Genomic DNA, 13,058 nt, shown 5'->3' with positions numbered 1-13,058 from the left:
CTTATAGGTGATACTGCAGACTATATGGCATCTAAACTCTTAGCCCGTGTTCCTTGGCTAAATACAAAGAAAAAGTCCGAAGCAATAGTGGGCGTTGCCTTGTACGCAGACGTGTTACGCGCGGTGCAGTTAAAGCAAAAAAAGCAACAATGGTTTGTCAGTGATACCGAAGAGCTGCCGCTCAACGACTCAGCTAACTATCCGAAAGCATTACTTAAATTGCTACGCAAGATCTCTTCTGACGCTTGCGACTTGTACGTGGTGTTACCACAATCCTATTATCAGATAGTACAGGCCGAGAAGCCAGAGCTGAGCGAGCAAGAAATCACTCAGTCACTGCCGTGGACATTAAAGGACTTGGTGAGCATAAGCGCCGAGAATATCATTGCTGATTATATCGATTACCCGATTCAAAGCACCGGTCAAAAGGCCAAGATTAATGTGTTTGCCACCGATAAGCAGCAATTGCGGCCGCTGGTCTCTGAGCTCGATAAGCTCAATGACTGCCACCTTCAGCAGCTATCGGTGAAAGAAACCACCCTCGCGGCGATGACCGCCAAAGATAACTATGCCCGCTTGGTGGTGTATCAGGAGCCTGGTGATGAACCCAGTGTGTTAATCATTCGCGATCAACAATTGCTGCTTAATCGCAGGCTACGAGGGTTCAGCGCGTTACAGCAACAGCCCGATGAAACCACTTTGTCGCACTTAAGTGATTCGTTAGGGCTTGAGATTCAGCGCTCCATGGACTTTTATGAGAGCCAGCTCAAGCAGCCACCAATAAAGGAAATTCTTATTCAAGGCATCGATGATGCTCAGGCGGTTATCTCGCGTTTGCAAGCGTTTCAAACCACCCCTATCGTGGAGTTTAAACCGGTTATGGATTTGGCAGATGTGATTGACCCTAAATTCCATATGGCTTTGGCAGGCGCCTATTTTCCGATGTTGGAGCAGGCATGAAAAGCAGCATAAATTTTTACCAAGAAAGCTTGCAGCCGCGTCATGATCCGTTGCCGCTGGCTCTAGTCGTAAAAATATTCATCGCTGCATTTGTCGTGTTGGCTGTGGTTATCGCACTGCAAGTATGGCGTAACAATCATCAGCAACAGCAGTTGCAGGAGCTTACACAGCAACATAGCCACCTAAAGGCTGAAGTGGCAGAGCTCAACAAGCAATTAGCGCAGCGGCGCGATACCAAGAACTTACAGCAGCAACTAGAACAGCAACAGCGCGCAGAGCAGCATCGCCTTAGTTTACTCGCATATTTACAAGGGAAGGGCAGCGGTGCGCCGCTTACTTACAGCGTCTTGATGAATGATTTGGCGCGCTATCACAACCCACAAGTGTGGCTGACAGAAATTAATATTAGTCAGCGTCATGTGCAGTTACAGGGCAAAACGGCGGTACCCAGTGAAATAGCTCCGTGGCTTAAACAATTAAGAAATTCCAACTACTTTTTAGGTAAAGAGTTTTCGGTTTTGGAGTTCGATCAAAGTGATGAGCTAAGACAGTTTAATGTGTCTACTCGCATTGATGGGGAGCAGCCATGAAGCGTTGGCAACATATAAGTAACCAGTTTAGCCAGTTGCAACAGCGGGAAAAGATGCTGGTGCTGACAGTGGGGCTGTTCTGTATTCTGTACTTAGGTGGGTGGTTTATAAGCATGCCATTGATGGAAAATCACGACCACGCAGCCACCCAAATTGCCGGTTACCAGAGTGAGAATGCATCACTGCGCACACAGCGACAGGCACTCACTCAAGCTTTGGCTATTGATTACAAAGCTAATCTCAAGTTGCAGCTTCAAGAGCTGCACCAGCGTAACCGCGATTTAGACCAACAATTACAACAGCTCAGTGATGGTTTTGTGTCCGGCGACCGTATGCCTGATGTTCTCGGCGATTTACTAGCTCAGCAACAAGGGGTGCGGTTACTGGGTTTTAAAGTGATGGGTGCGGAAGCGGTGCAAACAGGCGAGCAAAGTGAGTCATCGTCACCACAATTACAGTTTTATCAGCACAATATGCAGATGACCTTGCAAGGTAATTACTTTGCTTTGCGAGATTATATGGCACGAATTGAGCAAGCAGCCACTCGGGTACTCATTACAGGCTTTCATTATCAGGTGCAGGAGCATCCGAGAGCGCAACTCACCTTGAACTTAGCAACGGTAAGTAACAATGAAACATTTATTAGCCTGTAGCCTGTTCATGGTCGCAAGTGTGCCAATAGCGGCACAAGTTTTACAAGACCCAACACGCCCCGCCGTGCAGGCGCAGATCTCACGTAGTACTGAGTCGGTACAGCAGCAATGGGTATTGGAGTCGGTAGTGAGTAAAAAAGGTCAACATAAGGCCATTATTTCTGGGCAGTTATACGCTCAGGGGGATAAGTTAGCCGATTACACTGTCACCAATATTAGCGCCCATGCTGTGCTCCTTGTTCAAGGTGCAAAGCAATTGAAGTTAGAGTTATATAGCAATGAAATTAAACAATAAGTTATTAGTCCACTGGTTTATAGTTGGTACCTCTTCGTTGCTGGTTAGCGCCTGTGCGACTTTCGGCACCGGAGAACGAGTGCAACCTCATATTGCCAAGGAACTAGAACCCGCAAAACAGTCGCAGGTTAGTGAGGCGCCGCAACCCCCGAAAGATTTTGAGCAAGAATTGCTGAGCTCGGTATCAGCACACACTAAGGTGCAGCCGAGCACGGCTATTGAGCGCTTCGATGTGGTCGCCAATGAAGTTGCACTGCGGCCATTTTTCAACGCCCTGGTAGACGATACCCCTTTCAGTGTCGCTATTCATCCTGAGGTGTCCGGCGCTATTAGTTTGAACCTTAAGCAGGTCAGTATGGATGAAGTGCTTAAGATCATCACCCGCATGTATCCACTTGATGTGTTTCTTGAAGGCCAGGTGGTGCAAGTCTTACCAGCAAAAATGCGCACCGAGTCTATAGCGGTAAACTATCTGATGATGCGTCGCTTTGGTGTATCGAATGTCAGCGTCATCTCAGGCGGCGTGAGCGATTACGATCAGAATAACAACGGCAACAGTGGCAACGGAAATAACAACTTTAGTGGCAATAACGGCGGTAATAACAACGCCATTAATAACAATAATGGCAACAACAGTGGCTCTGGTAATATTCAACAGCTTAATGGCTCAAATATTCAAACCAGTAGCGAGAGTGATTTTTGGGCCGACTTGAAAGAGGCGTTGCAGTCACTCGTGGGCACACATGGTGGTCGTTATGTCATTGTTAGTCCACAAGCAAGCTTGGTAACAGTGCATGCACTACCGAGTGAAATCGCTGCCATGAAAGAGTTCTTGCGCCACAGTGAGGAAAGCTTGCAGCGGCAAGTGATTTTAGAGGCGCGCATCATCGAGGTGACACTCAAAGATGAATATCAGCAGGGAGTCAATTGGTCTGAAATAGCGGCAAATATTGGCAGTACATCACTGTCATTCTCCTCGACAGCAGCGCAGCTCGGTAATCAAATTTCTGCGGAATTAGGGGGGGCTGCTAGTTTGGTCTTCTCTAATCCTGATTTTGCTGGGGTGATCAATCTATTGCAAACCCAAGGTGATGTGCAAATGCTCTCGAATCCTAGAGTGACTGCAACTAACAACCAAAAAGCAGTGATTAAAGTAGGGGAAGATGAATACTTTGTAACCGATGTGTCTAGCAGCGAAGACATCGGCAATGTCACCCAACAAAATAACAATGACATTGAACTTACGCCGTTTTTCTCTGGCATAGCCTTGGATGTAACGCCTCAAATAGACAAATATGGCTCGGTTATTTTGCACGTACACCCGTCAGTGACGCAAACCGAGGAGCAAACCAAGTCAATTAAATTAGGGAGCGAAAGTATCGAGCTGCCTTTGGCCCAAAGCAATATTCGTGAGTCTGATACGGTAATCAGGGCATCGAGCGGTGAAATCGTGGTTATCGGAGGCCTAATGCAAACCATTACTTCCGACGAGGTTTCGAAAACGCCGGTGTTAGGCGATATTCCTCTCGTTGGTAATCTGTTTAAAAGTATTCGTAAGAAGCAGAATAAAAAAGAGTTGGTAATCTTACTGCGCCCAACCGTGGTTATGCCAGACACATGGAAGAAACAACAACAACGCTCACGTAAATTGTTAGAAACCTGGTACCGCAATTAATGTATCTCAGCTTTTTTAACCTAACGGAAATGCCGTTTTCGCTCACCCCGAACACGCAGTTCTACTGTGCTCTTGAGCCTCATAACGAAGCGCTGAAAGTGCTGCTCAGTGCACTGAGTATGTCCGAAGGGTTTATAAAAGTCACTGGGGAGGTAGGTACAGGCAAAACGCTGATTTGTAGAAAGTTGATAAACCACCTTGAGGATAATTATGTGGTTGTTTATTTGCCCAACCCTTATTTGACCCCAGATGAATTGCGATGGGCGGTGGCGGCTGAACTGGGGCTGGAACTTGCGCCCGAGCAAGATCAACAAACATTGAGCCAATCCATAGAGAAGCGCCTGTTAACCCTGAGTCAAGAAGGGAAAAAGGTAGTTATGATTGTTGATGAGGCACAATGTTTTAGTTGGGAAGCGCTGGAGGCGTTGCGGTTATTAACCAACCTAGAAACGGAGCAAAAAAAGCTGCTCCAAGTAGTCCTCTTTGGACAACCAGAACTAGATACTAAGCTGGCCAATCCGCAAGTAAGGCAATTGCGTCAACGTATCGGTTTTTCCTATCAGCTGAGGCCGATGACAGCAGCGGAAGTGGACTACTACATTAATCATCGCCTTCGCCGCGCAGGCGCGCAGTCACCCCTCTTTTCACCGCGTCTGAACCACCATATAGCACGGGCTTGTCGCGGTATTCCTCGGTTAGTAAATACGGTATGCCACAAAGCGCTGCTATTGGCTTATGGGGAAGGGCAAACAGCACTCAATAAGCGCTATATTCGTGCGGCAATTGCCGATACCGAAGATTGCTACGCACCAACATCTATGCGGCGCTGGTGGTTATTTGCAGTGCTCAGTGCGACAGTGTTAGGCGTGGCGGCTATTTGGTTGTGGAGACAAGTGTTGTGAGTCTACTAAACAAGGCCCTCAAAGACATTGAGCAGCGTGATGGCGAACATGAACTGGCGTTAGAGCCGACCGTAAAACTGCCGCAGGCGCGGCCTTGGCGAAATGTCATCACCATTGTTGCGATGTTAGTGAGCGCCATGGTCGTCATCGCCCTTGCTTATTTACTGATCCCCGTAGCTCCTAAAAGCACAAGTGACAGCGTTGAAGAAGCGACAGTCGCTGATCCCTCGCACCAGGCAAAAGCGCCAACGCTCGTTATCGAAGAGACAGCATCGCAGCCCAAGCAAACGACCAGTGTGGCTTTAACGGCACCTAAAGATGATAACAGTCAGCCTGTGTCAGCCATCAATGCCGAGCTCAATAGTCCACAGCATGCCGACGTGGTAGAGAACGAGCAAACTGAGCCCCCGACATCATCACAGCAGCTACCTAGCAGCACCAAACCGGTCGAGGCAGCGCAAGCAATGGTGGCCACTGAGGACGAGCCAAGTGATAAGCCAATAGCAACGCATTCAAAATCACCTCAAGTTGAGCCACCAACGAGAGCGGCTAACGCCTCGCAGCCAGTGGCGTCATCCAGTGATACCGCTGTGAAGGTCGTCAAGGCGCTAAGTGTTCAGCAGCGCGCGCAGCGCTGGTTTGAGCAAGGACAACAGTCACTGCGCTTTGCCATGACGAACGAGGCTATAAAGCAGTTTGAACAAGCCGTTATTCTTGTACCCGAACATGAACAAGCCCGGTCATCACTCGCTGCGACCTTATATGGACAACAGCGCTTAGAAGAAGCATACAGTGTGCTTATTAATGGCTTAAAAGTGGCGCCAGAAACCCTTTCATGGCGTGTCATGATTGCCAAAATGGCCATTGAACAACAGCAATATCAGCGCGTGCTTGAGGTGTTAGGGGATGGCCAGAATGCGCGCGCAACGCAACTGGGTAATAACGACTATTGGATCTTGAAAGGATCGGCAGCGCGCCAGCTAAAGCAGCACGATATTGCCAAGGTATGCTTTACTGAATTAGTAAGGCGTCAACCCAATGTAGCGAAATGGTGGTTGGCGTTGGCCACATCAGAAGACGCACTAGGCCAATACCATAGTGCCAGAGGGCATTATGCTACCGCTTTACAATTAGGTGGCTTATCAGGGCCGTCACAACAATACGCTCGGGCTCGCTATGATAGTTTACAGGACACGCCATGATTAGACCTCGCTTAAAAATGCGCTTAGGGGACCTCTTAGTCCACGAGCAAATAATTACCGAAGAACAGCTTGAGCAAGCGCTGGCGGCGCAAAAAAGCTCAGGGCGGAAACTTGGCGCGACCCTAGTTGATTTAGGCGTGATTGCCGAGCCACAGTTACTGCGCTTTTTGGCTCAGCAACTGAATGTTCCCTTTTTAGATATTTCGCAACGTCGCATCGCGCCAGAAACCGCCACCCTCTTACCTGAGGTTTATGCGCGCCGTTACCGTGCGCTAGTTATTGAGGATAACGGCGACAGCGTGTTATTGGGTATGAGTGACCCTGCTGATTTAAGTGGCCTCGACCAGTTAGGGCCTATTCTGGGTTCGAAGCGCATTGACCTTGCGGTGGTGCAAGAGTCACAAATGTTAGAGGCGTTCGATACCGTATACCGACGCACCCAAGATATTGCTAACTTTGCTGAACAACTTGATGAGGAATATCAAGAAGGGGAAGAGTTCGAACTCAACGCCCTTGATGACAGTACCTCAGATGCAACGGTTGTTAAGCTACTGCAATCCATTTTTGAGGATGCGGTACAGGTTCGAGCTTCAGATATCCATATTGAGCCCGATGAAAAGATGCTGCGCATTCGTCAGCGGGTGGATGGTGTGTTGCAAGAGAATATCTTAGATCACGTCAAGATTGCCTCAGCTTTAGTGCTACGCCTTAAGTTAATGTCTGGCTTGGATATATCAGAAAAGCGCATTCCCCAAGACGGGCGCTTTAATATCAAAGTAAAAGGCCACAGCATAGATGTGCGGCTCTCGACCATGCCGGTGCAAAATGGTGAATCGGTGGTGATGCGTCTGCTGGATCAATCCGCCGGGCTGCTCACCTTAGATCAAACCGGTATGCCAGCACCTTTGCTACGTAAGTTACGGGAAACGCTGAAGCGTCCGCACGGCATGATCCTTGTTACCGGCCCCACCGGCTCGGGTAAAACGACGACCCTGTATGGGGCCTTGAGCGAACTTAATCAGGCTCAGAATAAAATAATCACTGTGGAAGATCCTGTTGAATACCGTATTAGCCGTATAAATCAGGTCCAGGTGAACAGTAAAATAGGCTTGAGCTTTGCGAATGTGTTACGTACTACCTTGCGCCAAGACCCTGATATTATCATGGTCGGCGAGATGCGAGACCAAGAAACCGTGGAAATAGGGCTGCGAGGTGCACTAACCGGACACTTGGTATTGAGTACTTTGCACACCAATGACGCCATCACCAGCGCCATGCGTCTTATCGATATGGGCGCGCCACCTTATTTGGTTGCCAGCTCCTTGCGAGCGATTATCGCTCAGCGCTTAGTGCGCCGTATTTGTCAAAACTGTCAGCAACCCTATGAAGCCGACGAGCAAGAACGTGCCTGGGTACGTTATTTACAGCCTCACCTAGCGGATGCGCAATTCTACCAAGGGCGAGGCTGCAACAGCTGCAATCACACTGGTTATAAAGGCCGTATCGGGGTGTTTGAGCTACTAGAAATGAACGAAGATATGATGGATGCGCTGCGCCAAAGTGATACCCAAGCCTTTGCACAAGCAGCGAAGAATAACCCAGATTTCTCACCTTTATCACATATGGCAATGGACTACGCTCAGCAAGGGATCACCACCTTGGATGAAGTATTCAAAGTAGCTGAATATGTACCTGAGGTGGTAAACAGCTAGTGGCGCACTTTCGTTATCAGGCCAAAGATAGCCAGGGCAAACTAATTAAAGGCGTGGTTGAGGCTAATAGCGCACAAGCGGCTGCGGATCAGTTATTGGCGCGTCAAAGTGTGCCCATTAAGATAGATGAAACTCAGGTGGTAAAAAGCGCCGATAACAAACCGCTTATGGCTTGGCTTCAGCCCAAGGTCGGCCTTGATGAGATGATTATCTTTTCACGGCAAATGTATTCACTGCTCAAAGCGGGGATCCCGATTATCCGCGCTATTAACGGCCTGGCTGAAACCACCACAAATCCGCGTTTTCGCGAGGTATTAAAAGAAATTACCACTCAGCTTGAGCAGGGGCGCAATTTATCCGCTGCTATGGCGAGCCACAAGGAGGTTTTTCATCGTTTAATGATCTCTATCGTGGTGGTGGGTGAAAACACCGGTAAGCTTGAGGATGCCTTTTTACAGTTGGCTGAATATTTTGAACGCGAGCAAGAAACGCGAAAACGAATAAAAGCGGCGTTGCGCTACCCAACATTTGTGATCATCGCCCTCATCGCGGCCATGTTTATCTTAAATATTTTTGTGATCCCCGTGTTCGCGCAAATGTTCTCTAAATTCGATGCTGAGTTGCCGCTGATGACGCGTATTCTCATTGGCACTTCTAATTTCTTTGTTCATTACTGGTGGTTGTTGCTAGCACTGATGGCGGCAAGCTATTACGGGATACGGCGTTACTTAGGTACCGAGCTAGGACGATTGAAATGGGATCGCGTGAAATTACGTTTACCCATTATTGGCAGTATCATTGAACGCTCCTTGTTATCTCGATACAGCCGCAGTTTTGCCATGGTGTTACGTTCTGGTGTACCAATGACCACCGGGTTATCCCTTACGGCTGATGCCGTTGATAATGCCCATATGCATCAGCGTATTGTCGAGATGCGACGCGGCATAGAAAAAGGCGACAGCCTGTTGCGGGTTTCACGACAGAGTGAGCTCTTCTCGCAATTGGTGTTACAAATGGTTGCAGTCGGAGAGGAAACCGGTCGCGTTGACGAACTGTTGCAAGAAAGTGCCGACTACTATGAACGCGAAGTGGATTTTGATTTAAAGAGCCTGACCGCGAAGATAGAGCCCATTTTAATTGCTTTGGTGGCGGTAATGGTGCTAATACTGGCATTGGGTATTTTTACTCCTATGTGGAACCTGATGTCTGCGATTAAAGGAGGCTAAAGTGCGTAATCAGCAGCAGGTGAGCCGGCGTTTGAGCCGGGTTTATCAACTGCTTATTAGTGGGCTGCTGATTTGTGTGTTTATCGGCTTTTTTATTTACTATATCAGCCAGTTATTTAATACTGTCAATGACGTGAATTTGCATAAAGCGGTGGCGGAGTTCCACCACAGTGCCGTTGCTATTCATGGTAAGTGGCTAGCCCATAAACAAGATATCATTACCTTAGAGCAGGTGAGCGCGCAAATGCAGGTGGTGGGTCAACAACAGTTTGTGGTTAATCGCTTTGGCTGGCCGACAGGTCTTGAGGGCGATGGGGCTCCCTGTCAGGGCTTATTTGCCCGCATGCAAGGGCAGGGCAACCTAGCTGGGGTCAGTGTTAAGCCGATATGGGCAGGGCAAGCCTTAGTCGGGTGTGAGTTTCTTTTTAATGAGCGAGCGTGGTTTCGCTTTGATGTACACACGGGTCAAGTGGCTGTTACACTCAAATAAACAAAATATAATGATTTTTGAGTAATTTAGCCTTTGGTCTAGAATGAATTTAGGTACTTAACTCTGTTGGAGTAGGCAATGAAACGCAAACAACAAAGTGGCTTTACACTCATAGAGCTTATTATAGTAATCATTATTTTAGGGCTTTTGGCTACAACCGCATTGCCGCGCTTTATCGGTGTTACCGATGATGCTCGCGAAGCATCGGTTGAAGGCGTGGCTGGTGGATTTGCAGCGGCGATAGGATTAGTGCGCTCACAATGGGAAGTTGACGGTCGCGTAGTCGATAATGGTGGCGCTGATATTACCACTGTGGTGTATGACCAAGTTACCTTAGGTGTTGATGGCGATATTGGCTACCCCACCAACGATGGCAGCTCCGATACCACTGTTGGCGCTATGGCGCGACAAGATTGCAAAGATGTGCTTGATCTTATTTTACAATCAGCCCCTATTAATACTATTGACCCAAATCAGGCCGCGCAAAGCCGTTATTACGTACAATTTAACGCAGCCAATTCGCAGTGTATTTACTATCTTTCAGATTCGCTCGATACCACCAATGTCGCGAATCTACCTGACGACTCTGTGCCGGATGGTACAGCCACTGATGGTTTTTCTTACTTTCCCGCAACGGGGCAGGTAACCGTATTTTAAGTTTGCTATAACGAGGTACAGACGATGAAAGCAACAAAACAACAAGGTTTCACCTTAATCGAATTGATTATTGTGATTGTTATTCTAGGGATTCTTGCAGTCACAGCGGCGCCACGCTTTTTAAACTTGCAGGGTGATGCCAATGCAGCAACGGTACAAGGTGTTAGAGGCGCGATGAACTCTGCCAAAGATATCGTTTACGGAAAGGCTATTATTGAAGGTATTCAGGGCGATGCAGGTGATGGCACCATAGGGGTTGACTTAGGCACTGATGGAACCGTTGATGTAACGACTTCCTTTGGCTACCCACAAGCCGCAGCTACTGGTATTGCCGCAGCGATGGATATTGATTTAACCAATGACTTTGCAAGCAATGTGATTGCCGCTGCAGGCGGGACACCCGCTATCTTTGTGGTAAGAGCTACAGGTAGTGCAGCACCGACTGCGGTAGTGGCAGGCAATGGCACCGGCGGTGAAGCTAATGATGGCTGCTATGTGGCCTACACCGAAGCAGCCGATGCTAATACACCGCCAGTGATCACCTTAAATCTTGACGATTGTCAGTAAACAATGAACAACCGTGGTTTTACGCTCGTTGAGCTCATAATCACGATTATCCTTATTGGGGTATTGGCGGTGACTGCCATACCCCGATTTCTCGGCTCTAATAATGAAGATGCCTACACTTTAAGAGACCGCACGCTGGCGATGATCCGCAGTATCCAGTTGCAGGCGATGCACAATCTTAATAGTGATACTTGCGTTAAAATTACCACCACGTTAATCGCGCCCCCCGCCAATCAAAATTGCGCAAATACCATTTCTACAGCCTATGACGACTACCTCGTTGTTGATAGCACCGGCACTGATATCACTTTTACCACCACCGATAACAACGGTGGCAGCTTTAGTTCCTTGTCTTTTAACCATCTAGGGCAACCAGATCTTAATTGCGCCAATACCTGCCGTGTACAGGTGGGGAATCAAGCCGTGTGCATTAGCGGCGAAGGGGCTGTGTATGGCTGTTAAGCGCCCGCGAGCGAGAGGCTTTACGCTAGTCGAATTGATTCTGGGCATTGTAATTTTTGCCATCGCGATGGTCATTGTATTCACCTTGATTGCTCCGCAAGCAAGGCAAAGCGCTGAACCGCTGGTGCAAGTAAAAGCAGCCAAGCTCGGGCAGTCATTGATGAATGAAATTCTGGGTAAAGCCTATGATGAAAACAGCGATCGTAGTCCGCCCTTTCAGCGCTGCGATGAAAAACCAGTTGGTTGTAGCACCACCATGGGCCCAGAGGAGGGCAGTCGTGATCTGTATGATGATGTTGACGACTACAATGGGTTAAGTATTACTGATGTCGGCGGCACTTATTCTGGGTTTGCGGCCTCAGTGTTGGTCGCGATTGACGGTGATTACGACCAATCCAGCAATGATAACATTGAACAGGCAAAGCGCATCGAGGTAACCATCACCGCCCCCAATGGTGAGCGCTACCGCTTTGATGCCTATCGAGGCAATTATTGATGCGTGGATTTAGTCGCAATCAGGGCTTTACCTTAATAGAGCTGATCATAGTGATTGTTATCCTAGGGATACTTGCAGTCGGGGTGACCCAGTTTATTCGCTTTGCTATGCAAATTTACAGTGAGGGTAATCAACGTTCAGGGCTGGTGGCGCAATCGCGATTTGTCATTTTGCGATTAGAAAAAGAGTTACGTAATAGTGTTCCTAACTCCATCGCGGTGGATGGCACAAACGGATGTTTAAGCTTTTACCCCATCAAGAGCAGTGGCTCTTATCTGGGGGAGGCAGACCAAGCTCCTTTGCCAGTGGTTGACTTTGACGGCAGTGCTGTTGAAAACGTTGATAAGATTGTTATTTTTCCCACCAGTGTGAATGATATTGAAAATAACGCGTTGACTATTACTGATATTGACGATCAGGGTAATAACGACAATATTTATGATTGGCAGCTTAGCGCCCAGCCACAGCGAAGTTCACCCGGTAAGCGCTTTTATGTGATTGGCTCCCAAGTTGAACTATGCGCCGAAGTGGTCGATGGCCGGGCATCTTTGGTACGCAAGCAAAATGCAGCGACCAACCTATTGGCTGTGGAAGTCAGTGATTGGCAACCACGCTATGAACCGGGCACATTGGAGCGTAATGCTTTGGTTACCCTTGATTTAACTTTTAGTTCTGAGCAAGGTGAACAGCTTAGGCTAACGCATGAGGTACATATTCCTAATGTTCCCTAGCAGCTCTTTTCGTCAGCAGCGTGGCTCAATGTTGGTTGTGGCGGTCGTGGTGGCGGTGCTGCTATTGGCGCTTGGCCTCGCGCTCTCTCGCGTGATTAACGCGGGTATCAACCAAAACGCCCTAGAATATTATGGGGCGCGCAGTTACATGGCTGCGCAAAGTGGCATAGAGCGCGGCCTGCAACGGTTGATTACTGACAGCACCCCCAGTTGTGCGCTTATAGCTGGGGCGAATTATAGTTTTGTTAGCCGCGCCTTGGAGAATTGCACCGTGGCAATAAGCTGTGCCAGTGAAGAAGGTGTTCCTGAGCCGACAGTGGTCAGTGGCGCAGTTAATTTTTATCAAATAACCAGTACTGCACAATGTAGTACAGGCAGTATCGATGTACAGCGCAGTATCGCTGTGGAAGTGAGGCTCGAAGGGTGAAGCAGTTATATCA

16 protein-coding genes are annotated in these 13,058 nt (G+C 48.3%); all 16 read left to right on the top strand.

All coding sequences use genetic code 11. From position 1 onward, the window contains the following. Window positions 1-24 precede the first annotated feature (24 nt). The 16 genes from MHM94_RS13285 to MHM94_RS13210 all read left to right on the top strand — a co-directional run bounded on the left by MHM94_RS13285 (window position 25) and on the right by MHM94_RS13210 (window position 13,045). On the top strand, window positions 25-960 hold the full coding sequence (locus tag MHM94_RS13285) for an MSHA biogenesis protein MshI (RefSeq protein WP_138508097.1): 936 nt from the start codon (window positions 25-27) through the stop codon (window positions 958-960). Further along, complete coding sequence (locus tag MHM94_RS13280; RefSeq protein ID WP_235419479.1) at window positions 957-1,550, top strand: PilN domain-containing protein; 594 nt, start codon at window positions 957-959, stop codon at window positions 1,548-1,550. Before MHM94_RS13285 ends, MHM94_RS13280 begins: the two co-directional genes overlap by 4 nt. Next, window positions 1,547-2,203, top strand: a complete 657-nt coding sequence (locus MHM94_RS13275) for an agglutinin biogenesis protein MshJ (protein ID WP_235419480.1) — start codon at window positions 1,547-1,549, stop codon at window positions 2,201-2,203. Before MHM94_RS13280 ends, MHM94_RS13275 begins: the two co-directional genes overlap by 4 nt. Beyond that, window positions 2,181-2,498, top strand: a complete 318-nt coding sequence (locus MHM94_RS13270) for a hypothetical protein (protein ID WP_235419481.1) — start codon at window positions 2,181-2,183, stop codon at window positions 2,496-2,498. Before MHM94_RS13275 ends, MHM94_RS13270 begins: the two co-directional genes overlap by 23 nt. Beyond that, on the top strand, window positions 2,482-4,173 hold the full coding sequence (gene mshL, locus MHM94_RS13265) for a pilus (MSHA type) biogenesis protein MshL (RefSeq protein WP_235419482.1): 1,692 nt from the start codon (window positions 2,482-2,484) through the stop codon (window positions 4,171-4,173). Before MHM94_RS13270 ends, mshL begins: the two co-directional genes overlap by 17 nt. Beyond that, a complete protein-coding gene (locus tag MHM94_RS13260) occupies window positions 4,173-5,075 on the top strand; it encodes an AAA family ATPase (protein WP_045979140.1) in 903 nt (300 codons plus the stop codon). The genes mshL and MHM94_RS13260 overlap by 1 nt, the downstream gene beginning before the upstream one ends. Further along, entirely contained in the window at window positions 5,072-6,277 is a 1,206-nt protein-coding gene (locus tag MHM94_RS13255; RefSeq protein WP_235419483.1) for a hypothetical protein, read from the top strand. Before MHM94_RS13260 ends, MHM94_RS13255 begins: the two co-directional genes overlap by 4 nt. Beyond that, the gene (locus MHM94_RS13250) at window positions 6,277-7,989 is read left to right on the top strand and encodes an ATPase, T2SS/T4P/T4SS family (RefSeq protein ID WP_328283339.1); all 1,713 of its coding nucleotides are present in this window, start codon (window positions 6,277-6,279) and stop codon (window positions 7,987-7,989) included. Before MHM94_RS13255 ends, MHM94_RS13250 begins: the two co-directional genes overlap by 1 nt. Beyond that, a complete protein-coding gene (locus MHM94_RS13245) occupies window positions 7,989-9,215 on the top strand; it encodes a type II secretion system F family protein (RefSeq protein ID WP_235419485.1) in 1,227 nt (408 codons plus the stop codon). The genes MHM94_RS13250 and MHM94_RS13245 overlap by 1 nt, the downstream gene beginning before the upstream one ends. 1 nt (window position 9,216) lies before the next feature. After that, window positions 9,217-9,705 (top strand): hypothetical protein, encoded by a 489-nt coding sequence (locus MHM94_RS13240; RefSeq protein ID WP_235419486.1) that lies wholly within the window; start codon window positions 9,217-9,219, stop codon window positions 9,703-9,705. 78 nt (window positions 9,706-9,783) lie between these two features. Then, the gene (locus tag MHM94_RS13235; protein WP_235419487.1) at window positions 9,784-10,362 is read left to right on the top strand and encodes a prepilin-type N-terminal cleavage/methylation domain-containing protein; all 579 of its coding nucleotides are present in this window, start codon (window positions 9,784-9,786) and stop codon (window positions 10,360-10,362) included. Between the two features lie 24 nt (window positions 10,363-10,386). Beyond that, window positions 10,387-10,929: a prepilin-type N-terminal cleavage/methylation domain-containing protein gene (locus tag MHM94_RS18460; protein WP_275439941.1), complete on the top strand. Its 543-nt coding sequence runs from the start codon at window positions 10,387-10,389 to the stop codon at window positions 10,927-10,929. Window positions 10,930-10,932: 3 nt separating this feature from the next. Next, entirely contained in the window at window positions 10,933-11,391 is a 459-nt protein-coding gene (locus MHM94_RS13225) for a type II secretion system protein (protein ID WP_235419488.1), read from the top strand. After that, window positions 11,381-11,887: a prepilin-type N-terminal cleavage/methylation domain-containing protein gene (locus MHM94_RS13220; RefSeq protein WP_053909885.1), complete on the top strand. Its 507-nt coding sequence runs from the start codon at window positions 11,381-11,383 to the stop codon at window positions 11,885-11,887. Before MHM94_RS13225 ends, MHM94_RS13220 begins: the two co-directional genes overlap by 11 nt. Further along, the gene (locus MHM94_RS13215) at window positions 11,887-12,618 is read left to right on the top strand and encodes a prepilin-type N-terminal cleavage/methylation domain-containing protein (RefSeq protein ID WP_235419489.1); all 732 of its coding nucleotides are present in this window, start codon (window positions 11,887-11,889) and stop codon (window positions 12,616-12,618) included. Before MHM94_RS13220 ends, MHM94_RS13215 begins: the two co-directional genes overlap by 1 nt. Continuing rightward, window positions 12,590-13,045 (top strand): agglutinin biogenesis protein MshP, encoded by a 456-nt coding sequence (locus tag MHM94_RS13210; RefSeq protein WP_235419490.1) that lies wholly within the window; start codon window positions 12,590-12,592, stop codon window positions 13,043-13,045. Before MHM94_RS13215 ends, MHM94_RS13210 begins: the two co-directional genes overlap by 29 nt. Window positions 13,046-13,058: the final 13 nt, after the last annotated feature.

Source organism: Pseudoalteromonas sp. CNAT2-18.1, from assembly GCF_022347865.1.
GTDB classification, from domain to species: domain Bacteria; phylum Pseudomonadota; class Gammaproteobacteria; order Enterobacterales; family Alteromonadaceae; genus Pseudoalteromonas; species Pseudoalteromonas ruthenica.
The sequence above is the reverse complement of the archived record's forward strand: the minus strand, read 5'-3'. Positions and strand labels throughout refer to the sequence as shown.